At 58.9% G+C, this 16,712-nt stretch carries 17 protein-coding genes and 1 tRNA gene; 10 read left to right on the top strand and 8 right to left on the bottom strand.

All coding sequences use genetic code 11. From position 1 onward, the window contains the following. Window positions 1–106: 106 nt before the first annotated feature. The 3 genes from nusG to BKA12_RS00595 form a co-directional block, all read right to left on the bottom strand. Entirely contained in the window at window positions 107–1,024 is a 918-nt protein-coding gene (nusG, locus tag BKA12_RS00605) for a transcription termination/antitermination protein NusG (protein ID WP_338087381.1), read from the bottom strand. Between the two features lie 104 nt (window positions 1,025–1,128). Further along, window positions 1,129–1,392, bottom strand: a complete 264-nt coding sequence (gene secE, locus BKA12_RS00600; protein WP_271394548.1) for a preprotein translocase subunit SecE — start codon at window positions 1,390–1,392, stop codon at window positions 1,129–1,131. Between the two features lie 98 nt (window positions 1,393–1,490). After that, window positions 1,491–1,563 (bottom strand) — tRNA-Trp (locus BKA12_RS00595). Between the two features lie 158 nt (window positions 1,564–1,721). On the opposite strand from BKA12_RS00595, the gene BKA12_RS00590 reads away from it, so the two are divergent. Beyond that, window positions 1,722–2,912: a pyridoxal phosphate-dependent aminotransferase gene (locus BKA12_RS00590; RefSeq protein ID WP_183639866.1), complete on the top strand. Its 1,191-nt coding sequence runs from the start codon at window positions 1,722–1,724 to the stop codon at window positions 2,910–2,912. Window positions 2,913–2,938: 26 nt separating this feature from the next. Here the strand turns inward: BKA12_RS00590 and BKA12_RS00585 are convergent, their stop codons facing one another. Next, window positions 2,939–3,622, bottom strand: a complete 684-nt coding sequence (locus tag BKA12_RS00585) for a LuxR C-terminal-related transcriptional regulator (RefSeq protein ID WP_183639864.1) — start codon at window positions 3,620–3,622, stop codon at window positions 2,939–2,941. Next, complete coding sequence (locus tag BKA12_RS00580; protein WP_183639862.1) at window positions 3,619–4,929, bottom strand: ATP-binding protein; 1,311 nt, start codon at window positions 4,927–4,929, stop codon at window positions 3,619–3,621. The genes BKA12_RS00585 and BKA12_RS00580 overlap by 4 nt, the downstream gene beginning before the upstream one ends. 126 nt (window positions 4,930–5,055) lie before the next feature. Between BKA12_RS00580 and BKA12_RS00575 the strand changes: the two genes are divergently transcribed. From BKA12_RS00575 to BKA12_RS00555, 5 genes are all read left to right on the top strand, one after another. Beyond that, window positions 5,056–6,384 carry a PspC domain-containing protein gene (locus BKA12_RS00575; protein WP_246361579.1) on the top strand — a complete coding sequence of 443 codons (1,329 nt, stop codon included), beginning with the start codon at window positions 5,056–5,058 and terminating at the stop codon, window positions 6,382–6,384. A 2-nt stretch (window positions 6,385–6,386) separates the two neighbouring features. Next, window positions 6,387–6,674, top strand: a complete 288-nt coding sequence (locus BKA12_RS00570) for a hypothetical protein (protein ID WP_183639858.1) — start codon at window positions 6,387–6,389, stop codon at window positions 6,672–6,674. A 2-nt stretch (window positions 6,675–6,676) separates the two neighbouring features. Further along, window positions 6,677–6,928: a PspC domain-containing protein gene (locus BKA12_RS00565; protein WP_183639856.1), complete on the top strand. Its 252-nt coding sequence runs from the start codon at window positions 6,677–6,679 to the stop codon at window positions 6,926–6,928. Between the two features lie 106 nt (window positions 6,929–7,034). Further along, complete coding sequence (locus BKA12_RS00560) at window positions 7,035–8,063, top strand: ATP-dependent 6-phosphofructokinase (RefSeq protein ID WP_183639855.1); 1,029 nt, start codon at window positions 7,035–7,037, stop codon at window positions 8,061–8,063. A 53-nt stretch (window positions 8,064–8,116) separates the two neighbouring features. After that, window positions 8,117–8,881, top strand: coding sequence for a GNAT family protein (locus BKA12_RS00555; protein WP_183639853.1), 765 nt, complete (start codon window positions 8,117–8,119; stop codon window positions 8,879–8,881). Window positions 8,882–8,921: 40 nt separating this feature from the next. On the opposite strand, the gene ygfZ is transcribed toward BKA12_RS00555, so the two are convergent. From ygfZ to BKA12_RS00540, 3 genes are all read right to left on the bottom strand, one after another. Further along, window positions 8,922–10,010 carry a CAF17-like 4Fe-4S cluster assembly/insertion protein YgfZ gene (gene ygfZ / locus BKA12_RS00550; protein WP_183639851.1) on the bottom strand — a complete coding sequence of 363 codons (1,089 nt, stop codon included), beginning with the start codon at window positions 10,008–10,010 and terminating at the stop codon, window positions 8,922–8,924. Then, window positions 10,007–10,699, bottom strand: a complete 693-nt coding sequence (locus BKA12_RS00545) for a heme-binding beta-barrel domain-containing protein (RefSeq protein ID WP_183639849.1) — start codon at window positions 10,697–10,699, stop codon at window positions 10,007–10,009. The genes ygfZ and BKA12_RS00545 overlap by 4 nt, the downstream gene beginning before the upstream one ends. A 157-nt stretch (window positions 10,700–10,856) precedes the next feature. Beyond that, on the bottom strand, window positions 10,857–11,615 hold the full coding sequence (locus tag BKA12_RS00540; RefSeq protein WP_183639847.1) for a hypothetical protein: 759 nt from the start codon (window positions 11,613–11,615) through the stop codon (window positions 10,857–10,859). A gap of 75 nt (window positions 11,616–11,690) precedes the next feature. Between BKA12_RS00540 and BKA12_RS00535 the strand changes: the two genes are divergently transcribed. The 4 genes from BKA12_RS00535 to BKA12_RS00520 all read left to right on the top strand — a co-directional run bounded on the left by BKA12_RS00535 (window position 11,691) and on the right by BKA12_RS00520 (window position 16,706). Beyond that, window positions 11,691–12,377 (top strand): winged helix-turn-helix transcriptional regulator, encoded by a 687-nt coding sequence (locus tag BKA12_RS00535; RefSeq protein WP_183639845.1) that lies wholly within the window; start codon window positions 11,691–11,693, stop codon window positions 12,375–12,377. 42 nt (window positions 12,378–12,419) lie between these two features. Next, on the top strand, window positions 12,420–13,460 hold the full coding sequence (gene mshD / locus BKA12_RS00530; protein WP_183639843.1) for a mycothiol synthase: 1,041 nt from the start codon (window positions 12,420–12,422) through the stop codon (window positions 13,458–13,460). Window positions 13,461–13,533: 73 nt separating this feature from the next. After that, the gene (locus tag BKA12_RS00525) at window positions 13,534–15,744 is read left to right on the top strand and encodes an RNA degradosome polyphosphate kinase (protein ID WP_183639841.1); all 2,211 of its coding nucleotides are present in this window, start codon (window positions 13,534–13,536) and stop codon (window positions 15,742–15,744) included. Next, a complete protein-coding gene (locus BKA12_RS00520; protein ID WP_221228027.1) occupies window positions 15,741–16,706 on the top strand; it encodes an NUDIX hydrolase in 966 nt (321 codons plus the stop codon). The genes BKA12_RS00525 and BKA12_RS00520 overlap by 4 nt, the downstream gene beginning before the upstream one ends. Window positions 16,707–16,712: the final 6 nt, after the last annotated feature.

Here is a 16,712-nt window from a genome sequence, read left to right as displayed (position 1 = left end):
CCATCAACACAGGAGTGTGTTAGTGGGGGTTGGTTATCGTGGCGCGATAACCGAATCGTTTTCGCCAAGTAAGCAGCTCGACGAAACCGAAAACTATTTAGTGGTTTTAGATCTTGTTGACCTGGCTGAACGAGAGCGTCACTGGAGTTTCACGCTCGAACACGGTGATCAAAACAACCAGCTGGCGTGCTTCCAGCTTGATCTCGGAGATCGTGGCCGGCATGGTCTCGAACGGACCGTCGTTGACGATGACAGATTCGCCAACTTCGAAGTCCACGTGAACCTCGGAGATCGGAAGCTTGACAGCCTTGCCCGTCTCTTCAGCCTCAGCTTCAGCAACAACCGTGTGAGCCAACATCGAAACAACTTCGTCCAAGTTCAGCGGCACTGGATCGTGAGCGTTGCCCACGAAGCCGGTCACACCTGGAGTGTGGCGCACTGCGCCCCACGATGCGTCCGTGAGTTCCATGCGAACCAGCACGTAGCCTGGGATGCGCACGCGGCGCACCTTCTTCTTCGTGGTGTTCTTGATCTCCACGACCTCTTCCATGGGAACCTGGATTTCGTAGATGAAATCCTCCATGTTGAGGGTCTGGATACGAGTCTCAAGGTTGACCTTGACGCGGTTCTCGTATCCAGCGTAGGAGTGAATCACGTACCAGTCACCAGGCTGACGACGCAGCTTGGTGCGGAATTCTTCAATGAGTTCTTCCTCAGACTTGGCCTCAGCTGGCTCTTCGTCATCTGATGCGGCTGCAACAGCAACAACGTCAGAATCTTCGTCGTCGGAGTCTTCGTCAGCGTCAGCTTCTTCAGCTGCTACGTCAACGTCAGATTTTTCGTCAGCCGAGTCCTCGTCAACGGAGTAATCCTCAGAAACAGAAGCTGCGTCGTCGTTCTGTGCAGAGTAATTGTCAGCATCGGAGAAAGTGGAGTTAACATCAGAAGCCGCCGGTGCGTCTTGCGCTTCGGCGTTGTGGTCAACTGCTTCGGTTTCCTGCTGTTCGAGTTCTTCCCGAGACACTAAAGCTCCTGATTCCTGATTACTTGCCAGCCGTGAAGTGTTCACGCCCTCTTGCTTATAAAGCCGTGTGGCTCCGCCCGTGGGCTCGTCAGCGAGGGCCTAGCTTACTGCTCTGGTGGATTCGTAAAGACGGCGATCGCGCCGCTACCGAACAAGAAATCCAAGCCAGCAACCAGAAGCATGACCACAAGTACGAAGCCAAGCACTACGAGCGTGTAGTTCAGCAACTCGCTACGAGTCGGGGTCACTACTTTGCGAAGCTCGTCGATGACTTGCCGGAAGAACAGTGCTATGCGGGCGAAAAAGCCTCGCTTCGCTGCGCGTTCACCGCGCGGCGACTGCGAACCGTTCGCCATCGTCTCAGTCACTTAGGTTCCTCCAGCAATGAATCATTGACGATTTCAGCGCGTCCACAGATGTGCGGAACGTTGAAACCCCATCCCGCGTAGGGATAACTGCTACTGCGCAGGGCAGACAGGACTCGAACCTGCAACCTGCGGTTTTGGAGACCGCTGCGCTACCAATTGCGCCACTACCCTTCAGACGTTTGCACGCCGGTGAATTAGTTTACGCAATCAAGCCGCGCAAGTCGAACCGAGAAGTTCTTCCGCATGAAACGTCAGTCAGCGATAGGCTAGAAATAGCCGCTTTTCGGTTGAACGCCCCTCTTCATCGTCGACCTTCGAGGACAGTGACCATGGCCCGCATTTCGCAACGCATCGGATCGATCGCAGAATCCGCAACTCTCGCGGTTGATGCCAAAGCAAAAGCTCTAAAAGCCGCGGGCCGTCCCGTCATTGGTTTCGGCGCAGGTGAGCCTGATTTCCCGACTCCGGATTACATTGTGCAGGCCGCTATCGAGGCCGCAAAGCAGCCGAAGTACCACCGCTATTCCCCTGCCGCCGGCCTTCCGGAACTTCGTGAAGCCATTGCTCAGAAGACCATGCGTGATTCTGGTTACAGCATCGAGTCTTCGCACGTTTTGGTGACTAACGGTGGCAAGCAGGCCGTCTTCAACACCTTCGCGACGCTTCTTGATCCAGGCGACGAAGTCTTGCTTCCTACGCCGTTCTGGACCACCTACCCGGAAGCCATTCGCTTGGCAGAAGGTGTTCCTGTAGAGGTTTTCGCGGGCCCAGAGCAGGGCTATCTCGTGACGGTTGACCAGCTTGAGGCAGCCCGCACCGAGAAGACCAAGATCCTCTTGTTCGTTTCCCCGTCCAACCCCACGGGCGCCGTCTACTCGCCTGAACAGGTTGCTGAGATTGGCCGTTGGGCTGCCGAGCATGGCTTGTGGCTTGTCACGGATGAAATTTACGAGCACTTGGTGTACGACGACGCTTCGTTTACGTCGATTGCCACGGCTGCCCCTGAATTGGCAGACCGCGTGGTCATCCTCAACGGCGTTGCCAAGACGTACGCCATGACCGGTTGGCGTGTGGGATGGATGGCCGGCCCACTGGACGTCATCAAGGCAGCTACGAACTTGCAGTCTCACACCACGTCTAACGTGTCCAACGTGTCGCAGATGGCCGCCTTGGCCGCTGTCGCCGGACCATTGGATGCCGTTGACGAGATGAAGGTTTCCTTCGATCGCCGCCGCCGCGCCATGGTGGAAGCCCTCAACTCCATTGATGGCATCGAGTGCCCAACCCCGAAGGGCGCTTTCTACGCTTACGCCGACGTGCGCGGGCTCTTGGGCCGCACCATTGCCGGTACGACGCCGCAGACTTCCGCCGAGTTGGCATCGCTCATTTTGGATGAGGCTGAAGTTGCCGTGGTTCCGGGCGAGGCTTTCGGTCCGTCGGGCTACATTCGCCTGTCTTACGCGCTCGGCGACGCCGACCTCAAGGAAGGCATGGATCGCCTCAAGCGATTCTTGGCCTAATCACCTGCTGAATCGGATCGCCGTGTCTAGACGATGCGGCGATCCGAAGCCCAGCGCGCCAATTCGTAGCGGTTAGAGAGCTGCAACTTCCGCAGTACGGCAGACACGTGCGTCTCCACGGTTTTGATGGAGATGAAGAGTTCCTTCGCAGTTTCTTTGTACGTGTAGCCACGAGCGATCAATCGCATGACTTCCATTTCGCGGGCGGACAGCAAGTCCAGGTTGTCGTCCTGCTCGGTAGACGCCGTCGTACCGAACGCGTCCAACACGAATCCCGCAAGCCGCGGCGAGAAAACCGCATCCCCCGCAGCTACGCGGAACGCCGCCGCCGTAATGTCCGCACCATTCGCAGATTTGGTAAGGTAACCGCGTGCGCCGGCCCTAATCACCGCCACCACGTCCTCCGCGGCATCGGACACGGACAGCGCCAGAAAGCGCGTGGACAAGCCCGCACATTGTTTGGCAACTTCTGCCCCGCCGCCACCACGTCCGCCCGGCAAATGCACATCAAGGAGCACTACGTCCGGGACGAGCTCTTGAATGACGCGGATGGCCTCGTCCACGTTCGCGGCTTCGCCCACCACATCGAGTTCAGGGCCTAGCTCGGCACGCAATCCAGCGCGAAAAATCCCGTGATCATCCACGAGGACCACGCGTAGCGAATGCTGAGCGGCGCTGGGGGCTCCTCCGGTATTCGGCGAGATGGTCATGACATGTCCTGTTCTTCGGAAGTTCTCGGTGCTTCGTGAGTGATCGGCAAGCGCAAGGCGATTTCAGTTCCATCCGGCGAGCTTGAAACGCGAGCGGTGCCGCCGTTTCGTTCCATCCTGCCAACAATCGAGTCTCTGAGTCCGCGCCGATCTTCCGCAATACCGGCAACGTCAAAGCCCGGGCCGTGGTCACGCACAAAGACTTCCACACTGTCTTGAGACGCTTCGCAGTAGACCGTGACTGCGCCGCCGCCGTGCTTGACGGCGTTGAGCATGGCTTCGCGCGCTGCTTGCAGCAGTGCGTCGGCCGTTGGAAGTTCACCCGGAGAATTGCCGACGGTCACCACATCAATGTCCCCGCCAAAATCGTCTTCAATCCGCCCAGCTTCACGCTTGATGGTGGCGAAAAGGTCGCCCGGTGCTTCATCGCCGCGGCCATACAACCACTCGCGAAGCTCGCGCTCTTGGGACCTGGCCAAGCGCGCCACCATGAGCGGATCATCCGCCCGGCGTTGGATCAGCGCGAGTGTCTGAAGTACGGAATCATGCAAATGAGCGGCGATTTCTGCGCGGTCTGCAGCCCGCCAGCCCGCGGACCGTTCGGCCACGAATCGGCGCCACTCGCGCAATCCCCAAGGCAAGAGAACCAGGACAATTCCGGCAATAATGGCGAGTGCAATGACGCCTCCGGACAAGAGCGACTCCACGGGCACTACTCCCGTCAGGAGCGCCAGCGAACCGCCAATCACGAGGACCAGTCCAACAATCAGGCGGGTGGCACCCACCCAGCGTTCGGCGCTCACGCCCTTGCGCAAGCCTTCTCGCCGGTCGGCGTCTAGCTGCATCCAGGCCGTCACTGCGCCCACCAGAATCGCTGCGCCCGGCAAGATGACTCGCCAATCAACGGCAAACCCGAAGAGGGATGCAGCAATAAGGCCTGCGCCGATGAGCAGGATCGCTCCGAGCAAGAATTCACGGCCCGCAATGCCGCGGTTGAGTCGCGCTGGCTCTTCAGCAGCACTGCGGTCCAGTTCTTCATTGCGTACGACGGCGCTGCTCACCGAACGCTGTCCCGCTTCAGAAATACTGCGAGCGCGATCCGTCTCTCCGGCACGCGGCACGAAGATCCATAGCCATGCATACAAGAAGACGCCTGCTCCCCCGGCAAGAGTCAGCCCGGCCATTGCCCACCGGACCATTCGAACATCGATGTTCAAGTGAACGGCCACACCTGTGCACACGCCGGCGAGCCAGCGTTCGGGACCGCGCACCAAGGGCGGTCGTTGCGGAGTAGTGGCGTCAAGCATGACTCCATCAAAGCACGCTCAGGGTCTTCTGTTGCCCTAGCCCAGGGGGTGAACGGAACTGATTCAGGGTTCAATCAGGGTGTTACCTCATAGCGGGTGCTCATGGAGTTCGGAAGGATTGATGTCATGACCGAATCATCCTCTCCTCGTCCTGATGAGCAGCCGGACGAGACTCCTCGCCCACCGTTCCCAGCTGCCGAGCCAGAAGCCGCGTTCTTCACCTGGCTTCGTTCGATTGATCTGACGCGCTCCTCCGACCGCTGGGTTGGCGGTGTTGTGGGCGGAATCGCGCGGCGTTTGGGCATCGATCCCACGCTGGCCCGCGGCATCTTTGTGGTTCTTGGCATCCTCACGATGACGGGCCCCTTCATTTACGGCGTCTTGTGGGCACTGTTGCCTGAACCAGACGGACGCATTCATGCTCAAGAAGCAGGACGCGGACGGTGGAGCGCAGGCATGACAGGCGCGGTCATTTTCGTGGCGCTCAGCATGTTTGGCACCTCGGAAGTCTTTGGTATGCGCTGGGGCATGAATGACAACGGCGGCTTCGTCCGAATTCTGCTGACTCTTGGCGTGATTGGGCTCGTCATCTACCTGATTACGTCAAAGCGGGGACGGGATCCGCGATCCATCAACCAAGACACCACGCAGCGCTTCACCTCCACCGGACAAGCAACGGATAACCCCTCGGATCATTCATACAGCTACCAATACACGTATCCAGGCCAGCAACCGGGCACCACTGCTGATCCGAGAACGCAGTATCACTACGATCGCGCAATGCAACGTCAGCGAGTAGCTGCAGAGCGCGCAGTTGAGCGGATGGAGCGCCCCAAGCTCCCCGGACACATCGCTCTCATCTTCTTGGGCACAGCACTCGTAGCCGCTGGAGCCGTACTTCTCGCAAAAATTGAAGGATGGCTTCCGCTCCCTGACTTCGGCGCTCGTGCAGCTGTCGCGGCAGCGTTGCTGGTCTTGGGTCTCGGTCTCTTGTTTGCGGCCGTTACACGGCGTCGTGGCGGAGCACTGGTGCCGTTCACCATCATCTTGTTGCTGTTCACGATGTTCAGCACGGTGCGCTCGGACGCAAACTGGAATACCTACCCAGCGTTCGCCGGAACCGGCATGGGCATTGAGGAACCTGTGGTCTTCGGGACACGCACAGTGGATGTACGCGACATGGCACGCGAACTGACCGCTGACTCTCGAGTGGAGATCACGGGAGCTTTCAACAACGTGAATCTGAAGATTCCTGATGATCGCCGCATTGTGGTGGACACCGGGGCCGTCTTCTACTCTGTAGTCTTCACCGACGCAGACGGAACCGTCACTCGAAATTCCAGCCTCATTCAAGACAACCCCACTACGTTCAACGAAGACGCTGAAGGCCCAACGCTTACCGTTCATGTCAGCGGTGCATTTGGCAACCTCAAAGTCACCACGGAGGCGAACTAACCATGAGCACCCAACCATCCACACCTGACGAACCCGTGGAGAACTTCTTCGATCCTGAAGAGCAGCTCTCGCCGTCAGCACCGGCCGTCGCACACCGTCACCCTTTCCCCACCGCCACGCTGGTGCTGGGACTGGTAGCGATCGTCGTCGCAGTCCTCGTGCTGGGAGCGAATCTCCTCAACTGGACGTTTGATCCTGCAATAGTGGGAGTATCGCTCCTGGCTGGCGCTGGTTTTCTCATGATCATTGGCGGCATTCTCACTCACCGACAATCAGACGGAAAGGCCTAACCATGGAACCTGTCTATGACTCCCTTCGCGCTCTCCCCTTTCGCCGTGGCCCGGAACGCTGGCTCGGCGGAGTGTGCGGCGGAATAGCAGCTAAGTTCGGTCTCAACCCACTCTTGGTCCGCTTGCTCATGCTGATTGCGTTCGCCCTGCCCGTCATTGGCTGGGTGACGTATCTTGTCGCATGGCTGGTGCTGCCGTGGCAAGACAACAGCATTCCGCTGGAGCGCGTTTTGGGTCCTGGAATGCGGCGCTAATTTCATGAATGATTTGCCGCTGGGCTCACCCGATACACTCAGAGGGTGAGCCCAGTGCTGTGCTCCGTAGCAAGTGTGACAGCGCGAGCAGAAAGCGAAGACTTACATGAGAATTGGCATCATGACGAGCGGTGGAGACTGCCCGGGACTCAATGCAGTGATTCGAGGAGCAGTCCTCGGCGGCATTAAGCGCCACGGGGACGAGTTCGTTGGCTTCAGAGACGGCTGGCGAGGCGTCAAGGAAGGCGACTTCATGAACCTTCCGCGTGGCACCGTCCGCGGTATTTCCAAGCAGGGTGGCACCATTCTGGGCACCTCTCGCGTCAATCCTTACGAGGGCCCACTCGGTGGCCCCGAGCATATTTCCAAGGTCCTCAAGGACCACAAGGTGGACGCGCTCATGGTGATCGGTGGCGAAGGATCGCTCGCCGGAGCCAATCGTCTCGCCGAGGCCGGGTTACCCATCGTGGGTGTTCCGAAGACCATCGACAACGATCTCAATGGTACGGACTACACCTTCGGCTTCGACACTGCCGTGCAGATCGGCACCGAAGCCATTGACCGCTTGCGGACTACGGGCGAGTCCCATCACCGCGTCATGGTGGCTGAAGTTATGGGTCGTCACGCCGGGTGGATCGCCCTCCATGCAGGCATGGCAGCTGGCGCCCACGCCATCTTGATCCCCGAGGTACCGGCATCTGCCGACGATGTTGTGAACTGGGTACAAGAAGCGTACGACCGCGGTCGTGGGCCCCTCGTAGTGGTTGCTGAAGGCTTTGTCATGGGTGAGACCGGCGAGGCATATTCGCACCTGGGCTTAGATGAAGCTGGCCGCCCTCGACTGGGCGGAATCGGCGAAGTGGTCGCCCGCATCATCCAAGAACGCACCGGCATCGAAACGCGTTGCACCACGCTCGGCTACATTCAGCGCGGCGGTGTTCCCACCGCTTATGACCGCGTCTTGGCAACTCGCTTGGGCATGGCTGCGGCTGAGGCCGCCCACGATGGCGCGTGGGGTGAAATGGTGGCACTCGAGGGCACGAATATCCACCGAGTTCCGCTCTCCGCCGCCTTGCATAGCCTGAAAACCGTTCCGAAGAGCCGTTATGAAGAGGTAGCCGTCCTCTTTGGCTAGTACGGTAGAAGAACCAGTAGTTCAGCAGCATAGGAAAGCGCCGGCACCAAACCATGAGACTCTCAGCTAGTAGCCGTTCAGTTGCGGCCCTCGCATGGTCTCGCATCCTGGGGCTTTCAGATCAGTCGTTGCACGCGGGCGCGATGGGCGAGAGCTCTGACTTCACCCTCAAGACTTCCCGCCAAGCGGCGACTCGCGCTACCTATTTGCAGTTGGTTCAAGCGTCCGCACTCATTGCCCCGCAATGGTTCGTCGAGGCCTGCGAAAATGCCCCTGCGTCTGAAATTGCTGACCCGCGGTTGCTCGTGGACATGGCGCGGCACTATGGCTACCGTGATGCTCGGATCTTGAGCGAAGAGGCCATCTACTTACTCGACGAGGTCCCGCAGTATGCGCAGCCTCGCGTCGAGAATCCGGACCGTGTAGTGGTGTCTTTGAGCCGCGAAGATTCGCAAGCGCTCGAACGGCAGTGCCCGGCAGACGATTTCATCTACACCCATCCCAGCGCGCGAGATCACCAATTCACGGCCGTTGACGAAGACGAATCAGCGCGGTGGTCTACGAGTGCCTACGACGTCTGGGAAGGCCTGGTGGCTGACATCGCCGTCCTGGTCTCCCCCGAATCGCGACTCCAGGGCTTTGGAAAGTTCATCACCGGCGTCGCGGCCGAGGACGCACTCTCTGACGGCTTGGTGCCGCAATTGCGCGTGGGTATGGGAAATGCCGCGGCAATGACCTTGGCAGAATCACTGGGATTCGAGTTATCAGGCTCAGTGACGTCCGTCTTCTTGGGCGAAACTACGACGCCGCCGCGTTAGTCCGGCGGTTCAACGTCCGTTGACGCGTGGCCGACTTCGGTTAGCGCGTGGGCGGCTTGATGAAGCCCTTGGCGCGGCCAACAACCTGGCCCGCGTCAGTAGAGACGATCACTTCTTGAGTTGCGGGGCTCTTCGCGCCCGATTCCTCAACAATCTCGAGCGTGGCTTCGGGATCCACGGCACGCTTGATGAGCGCTAGCGCAATGGGGCCAGCCTCGTAGTGCAAAGCGCTCGTGGTGATCTTGCCGATGTTACGACCGTCGAGATGAACCTCGCTACCGGGCTCCGGAAGGGTGTGCTCGCTGCCGTCGAGGTGCAAAAACACCAAGCGGCGTGGCGGGTGTCCGAGGTTGTGGACTCGCGCGATCGTTTCTTGGCCCTTGTAGCAGCCCTTGGCGAGGTGCACAGAGGTACGCAGCAAATCGAGCTCGTGAGGGATGGTCTTCTCATCCGTCTCGGCGCCGAATCGTGGCTTCCAGTCGGCAATGCGCAACGCTTCAACAGCCGTGGTGCCAGCCAAGGACACGCCTTGAGCCTGGAGAGCGGCAACGGTTGCATCCAGCTCTTCGAGCGGAATGAGCTGCTCAATCCACGTGGTGTCTTCTGCTGGGTGCTGTGGGCCTGAGTAGGAGAATCCGCCGATGCCGACGTGCGGCCACGGATCCACCCAGGTCAGGGCACCTTCAACGAGTGCTTTCCGTGCGCCCAGTACAGCCCAGTGATCCGTTTCATCGGTGACTTCGACGCGCATCATAAAGCGCATGGAGTTCAGGAAAGCGGCCAGCGGTGCAGCGCTTTCTCGTTCGGTGATGAGAAGCGTGCTGTCCTCGGTTTCAAGGACTTTGGTATCGAAGTCGATACGGCCCTGAATCGTCAAGAATAAGGAGCGCGTGGAGTCTCCTGGCTTGAGGTTGTTGAGCGCTTGAGAAGCAAGAGAGTGAAGCCAGCGGCCGCGATCTTCGCCGGTCACTTTCACGACGCCGAGCTGCGACAAGTCCGCAACGGCGAGGCCACGGTCCAGCGCCCGTTGTTCGGGCAAAGGAGATCCGTAATGCGACGCAACTCCTGCATCTCGTCCTGTGCCGGCTACGGCACCTGGTCGTTGCAAGAGTGCTGAAAGATAGGTCACTGCTGGTTAGTCTCTCCGTGATCAGCATCAGACTGATCGTTCTCAGGTGACGTCTCGCTTGGAGCGTCCGAAGTTTCGACCGGCGCCGGAGCGGCGATCTTTTTGAGTGCGGCAGAAGCATGAGCGGCGAGCTCGTTGCCGCCGATGCTTGCATCCCATCGCCAGAACAGGTCTCCGTTGACGAGTCCGTAGATTCGCGTGGCAGAGGCGTATTCCTTGGAATGGGTACCGCGCATAACCAAGTCGGTCGCAACATGAATTTGCGGACCCTTGATCTGGCCGTAATACATCTCCGTCAGGCCACGCGGATGCGTGATGCTCACTTGAATGTCGAAGCCGCCGTCGTCATTGCGCAGCTTCTCCACGTCCTCGGCCGAACGCAACACTGGGTACAGGTCACCGGGAATCATTCCGGGACCACCGTCGGCGTCTTCGAGGGGACGTTCAAGTTGCCAGAAGCCGAGTTCAATCCCCAAAGGGCGCAACTTCGTGCCAGTGTTGTCGGAGACCCAGCTCTCGGAGCGGTATTCCAAATATGGAAGACCGGTGGCTCGGAACTCCACGCGCTGCACGAAGTATTCGTCGTCGGCTTCGCCTTCCCCGAGGCGACCCATTCCTTCCCAGGTACCGATCAACCATGACAGCGGTACTAGTTCAGGAGTGAGATCCGTAGGGATTTCAATTGCCATGCTGAAGGTCTACTTACTTCTGACCCTTGAACAAGCGTGCAACCACAAGTCCAGCGAAGCCAGCCATGCCCAAAGAAGCAAGACCCAACAAAACCAAGAAAAAGATCTCAAGACCCAAGTAAGTGTTTTCCATAGGGCTCATCCTACCTATCGTGTGTTATCCGAAGACTAATCGTTCCGCGAAATAGACCAACGCGCCGGACAACATGATGGGGGTCAACCCGTATGCCACCGCCGCCAATCGACTCTTCGGGCCACCTTCGGCAACCAAAACAGCTCGGCAACTCGCGGTAATAGCGGCCGCGATCCCAGCAAAGAACATCGCTTGCCAAGGCGTGACCGTTGTAAAAATAATAGCCGCCATTCCGGAAACCAGCGCGGAAATGACGATCGCTAACGGCGCCACAATGCGGTCCGGCCACCGGATGCAGCCCACCAAGATGGCAGCGGTGATGCCCATTGCTACGAGGAGGGTAAGCGGCGAATTCACGTCGTCGGGGGTCAAGCGATCTACTGCCACCCAGCCGGACGTGGAAGCAGCAATGAGCGATGCTGCCGCGCCTGCGCATACGGAATACAACCGTTGAGAGGCGCCAGTTCCGCGAAGCAGCTGCACCAAGAAGGTCAAGGCAAGGCCCAAGACCACAAAAACCACGTAGTACAACATGGCTTCGCGTGGAGGCGCATTCAGGGACGCAATAATTGCGCCACAACCCGCCACAAGTGTGACAAAGCCCATAATGAGCCCCGAGGGAATGCCGGAGATTTTGGGCCATGAGAACGCAAAGATTGCCACCATCGAGCTGGCTACTGCGCCTACGAAAACGGCACCATTTCCAGTGAAGTCGACATAGCTACTCAGCACGAGGGCTACGAGGCTCGCAATGGCGGTTGACGCTACGGTTACGGTCTTCACCCCACCAGTCTGCCGTATTTGCCACAATAAGATGGAACAATTGGGGAATCCGGGCGCGCGAAAGGAGCCATTTTCATGACCAACATCGCGCTGCTCTCATCCAGCAACGAGGTGCCGGGCAGTATGTTGCCTGCACTCGAAGTGCTTTCCCATCCGGTAGGGGTGTACCCCGCGGCCGCCGCATCCATGATCGAAGCTCGAGATGCAGACGTGGTCATCGTGGATGCCCGCAAAGATTTCACCGGTGCTCGGTCCTTGTGCCAGCTGCTTCGCCAGACAGGTATTGAAGTCCCCCTTTTGGTCCTCTTGACCGAAGGTGGGACGGCGGCAATTTCTACGGCGTGGACCACGGACGATTTCCTTCTGGACACGTGCGGCCCAGCAGAACTTGAAGCGCGCCTGCGTTTGGCCGTCGGGCGAATCAAGGCCTCGCAACCGGACGAGACCAACGAGATCCGGGCTGCCGGCGTCGTTATCGACGAATCCAGCTATACCGCAAGGCTTCACGGTCACCCACTCAACCTGACCTACAAGGAATTCGAGCTCCTGAAGTACCTGGCGCAATTCCCGAGCCGCGTCTTCACCCGCGAACAGCTGCTGCATGAGGTCTGGGGCTACGACTACTTCGGCGGCACCCGCACCGTGGACGTCCACGTTCGGCGTCTGCGCGCGAAGCTCGGCGCTGATCACGAGCAACTGATTGCTACCGTGCGAAACGTCGGCTATCGCTTCAACGCCAACCGCGTTCCCGAAGATGTCTAAATTTCCCCTGTCAGCGAAGCACTTTTGCTCTAGATTGGATGCATGAGTGCTGAACCCTACGTTGACTATTCGATTCACCTCTCGAAGGGGCGCCCTGAAGCGCTTCATCTGAAGGACATTCGTGCGCTCGCCGTGGCTGCCGAAGATTCTGATGGCCAGCCGCCGCTGTCTGAGCAAACCCTCGTCGACTTACGGACGCAAACGGATGCGGACCGCTTAGTAGTGGTCAGCGCCTACTTGCGACAGAGCGCTGAGCAAGATTCCGGCGAGCTTGTTGGAGTTGCCATCGCTATTTTCCCTGCTCCACCGTTTCCTACTGAGGACGACGCCGCAGCTCGGCTTGCGCAGGAACCGTCAGTTCCGCAGGAAGCGGCTACGGGAACTCTCGAATTGGTAGTTCACCCTGAGTTCCGCAACTACGGAATTGGGTCCGCTTTGGCCAACGCTCTCGCTAAGGCGATCCCCGCCGATTCGGTCAGGGCCTGGTCCCACGGCAACCACGAGGGCGCCGCGCGTCTTGCCGAAAAGCACCATTTCGTCATCCAGCGCGAGCTCTATCGACTGCGGCTCGTCAACAACACCACTTTGCCGGAAGCGGCACTGCCAGCCGGCGCCACGATTCGCGGCTTTGAACCGGGTACGGACGAAGAAGCGTGGCTGGTTGCGAATGCCGCCGCCTTTGCGCACCACCCGGAACAGGGATCGTTGACCATGGCTGATCTCAAGGCCCGCATGGAAGAGGAATGGTTTGATCCAGCCGGATTCCTGATGGCCGTGGATGAGTCCGGGAAGCTCTTGGGATATCACTGGACCAAGATTCATCCCGCTCTGCACTCCCCTACCACCGGCGATCACGAAGCCGTTGGCGAGGTTTATGTGGTGGGAGTCGTCCCCGAAGCGCAGGGCACCGGATTGGGCAAAGCGCTAACCATCGCCGGAATCAATCACTTGCGCGCTCAAGGTTTGCACGCCGTCATGTTGTACGTGGACGCGGACAATACAGCCGCCGTGGAGCTCTACCGGAAGCTGGGATTCACGAAATGGGACGTAGACGTAATGTACGGACCAAAAAGAATAGCGTAATTTGGGCATTTTCTAGGCAGCTAAGGCCGGTAGAGTTGACTGCAGAGATAGCAATGAGTTGGGAGTTACCTAGGTGAATCAACCTCAGAATAGAAGCTTCGGGACCAGCGAGGTTCCGGCAGTGCGCGCCACGATCGACCGTATTGAGCTCCCTGATTTTGTGCCCGCCGCACAGCCAGATGGTGGCTTCAGCGGCGAACGCTTCTTGGATCGCGAATTGTCGTGGCTTCAGTTCAACGCTCGCGTGTTGGAACTTGCCGAGGATCCCCAGCTCTTCTTGCTTGAACGCGTCAACTTCTTGTCCATTTTCGGTTCCAATCTGGACGAGTTCTTCATGGTGCGCGTGGCCGGCCTCAAGCGCCGCATCGCCGCGGGCATGGCAGTTCCGTCTGCTGCAGGCATCAACCCCGTTGACCAGCTGGAGATGTTGCTGCAGCAAGCTCACGAGTTGCAGAAGCGCCACGCTGCGGTCTTCAAGGACCACGTTTTGCCTGCGCTTGCCGATCAAAACATTCATGTGAAGAAGTGGCGTGATCTGGACGAAACCCAGAAGGCCACCTTGCGCGAATGGTTCATGGATCAGGTATTCCCTGTATTGACGCCGCTCGCTGTGGACCCGGCTCACCCTTTCCCATACATTTCGGGCTTGTCCTTGAACTTGGCCGTGATTGTGCGAAACCCGGTCTCCGGCAAGGAGCTGTTCGCTCGCATCAAGGTGCCGGACGTTTTGCCACGCTTGGTCTCCGTCGATCAGCCAGGTTCCCGTACCGCGCCAACGCGCGAAGTCAGCCTGATCTCGCTAGAGGACGTCATCTCCGAGCACCTCGACAACTTGTTCCCGGGCATGGAAGTCGTGGAGAACTACTCCTTCCGTGTCACGCGTAACGAAGACCTTGAGGTTGAAGAAGACGACGCCGAGAACCTCCTACAGGCTCTCGAGAAGGAACTGTTGCGTCGCCGCTTCGGTCCTCCAGTTCGTCTCGAAATCGTTGACGACATGAACCCGGCCGTCAAGGCTCTGTTGATTCGTGAACTCAACGTGGACGAGGACGAAGTGTTCTCGCTTCCTGCGCCATTGGATCTGCGCGGACTCAGTGTCATCGCTGGCATTGACCGTCCTGAGCTGCACTACCCGAAGCAGATTGCGCACACGTCTCGAGACCTCAACGCTTCGGAGACGTCCAAGGCTGCCGACGTGTTTGCCGCCATGCGCCGTCGCGACATTCTGCTGCACCATCCGTACGACTCCTTCTCAACCTCCGTCCAGGCATTCTTGGAGCAGGCTGCAGCGGATCCGCACGTGGTTGCCATCAAGCAGACCTTGTACCGCACCTCGGGCGACTCCCCCATCGTTGACGCCCTGATCGATGCTGCCGAAGCCGGTAAGCAGGTCTTGGCGCTCGTGGAAATCAAGGCCCGCTTCGACGAGCAGGCCAACATCGACTGGGCTCGAAAGCTCGAGCAAGCCGGCGTGCACGTGGTCTACGGCATCGTTGGCTTGAAGACTCACTCGAAGCTGTCCCTTGTGGTGCGTCGTGAATCCAAGGGTCTGCGCCGTTACTGCCACATCGGCACGGGTAACTACCACCCACGCACGGCCCGCTACTACGAGGACTTCGGTCTGCTGACCACGGATGAGCAGGTGGGTGAGGACATTTCGCGCCTATTCAACCAGCTGTCCGGCTATGCACCGAAGACCACGTTCAAGCGACTGCTCGTGGCACCGCGTTCCTTGCGCTCCGGCTTGATTGACCGGATAGAGAAGGAAATTGAAAACAAAAAGGCTGGCCTGAAGGCTCGCGTGGTCATCAAGGTCAACTCGATTGTTGACGAAGCCGTGATCGATGCGCTCTACCGTGCTTCGCAAGCTGGCGTCCAGGTGGATGTCATTGTGCGCGGTATTTGCGCCATCCGCCCAGGAGTTCCAGGGCTGAGTGAGAACATTCGGGTGCGCTCCTTCTTGGGACGCTTCCTTGAGCACTCGCGCGTCTTCGCGTTCGCCAATGGCGACGATCCAATCGTCTACATCGGCTCGGCAGACATGATGCACCGCAACTTGGACCGTCGCGTGGAAGCTTTGGTTCGCCTCGCAAACAAGTCCGATATTTCGGGATTGCTGGATCTGGCCAACCGCTACCTCGATCCTGGAACGGCCAGCTGGCATCTCGATTCCGAAGGAAACTGGACGCGGCACCACGTGGACGCTGACGGTAAGCCGCTCTTGGACATCCAGTCGTATCTACTCCAGTCTCGTGAACGTCAATCAGGAGCAGTTCGACGTTGAACGGATCGATCCAACGATCATCAGATTCCCCGGATCTTTCCAAAGATGCCGGAGTCATCGCCGCTGGCGCAATCATCTGGCGTGAGCGCTCCAGCGGCCTTGAAGTACTCTTGATCCACCGCCCGCGCTACGACGATTGGTCGTGGCCCAAAGGCAAGCTCGACGATGGCGAAACCATCCCGGAGTGTGCCATCCGGGAAGTGCAAGAAGAGATCGGGATGACGGTCAAGCTGGGCATTCCTCTGCCCGCCATCGAGTACCCGGTCAAGAGCGATACGAAGGTCGTCTACTACTGGGCCGCCAGGGCCACGGGTTCCGTGGCTCCGGACGGTCGCGAAGTCGATGGGTACCAATGGGTGACTCCGGAGATCGCACACAAGCTACTCAGCAACAGCTCTGATCTTGAGCCACTGGACGCGCTCGTGAACGCACACCGCAAGGGTGACTTGAACACTGTTCCGTTCATCCTGTTGCGCCACGCCAAGGCCAAGCCGCGTTCCAGCTGGACGCGTGATGAAGGGCTCCGTCCGCTGGCAGCGACCGGTAAGCGGCAGTCACTCTCAGTGCAGCGCATCTTGACCGCGTGGCAACCTGAGAAGATCTACACTAGTCCGTGGACTCGCTGCGTGCAGACGATCATGCCGTACGCCCAAGCTATCCGTAAGGATTTCAAGGAAGTCGGCTCCTTGACGGAGAAGGCCGCCAAGCGAAATCCCAAGGCAGCTGCGAAGTCCATCAAGAAGCTCATCGAGCGTGGTGAATCTTTGGTGGTGTGCACGCATCGCCCGGTGCTTCCCATGGCTTTGGGGGTCTTCAAACATCACTTGATCAACAAGCTGGATAAAGGGCTCCCGAGCGAAGACCCTTACTTGCGCCCTGGAGCGTTGCTGATTGCGCATCAGGTTGTTGGACGTCCAGGCCGGCTCATTTCGCTAGAGCATTACGAGCCGTACGATGACTGATAACAC

Source organism: Neomicrococcus lactis (assembly GCF_014200305.1).
Classification (GTDB): domain Bacteria; phylum Actinomycetota; class Actinomycetes; order Actinomycetales; family Micrococcaceae; genus Neomicrococcus; species Neomicrococcus lactis.
This window is presented reverse-complemented; position numbering and strand designations above follow the sequence as displayed.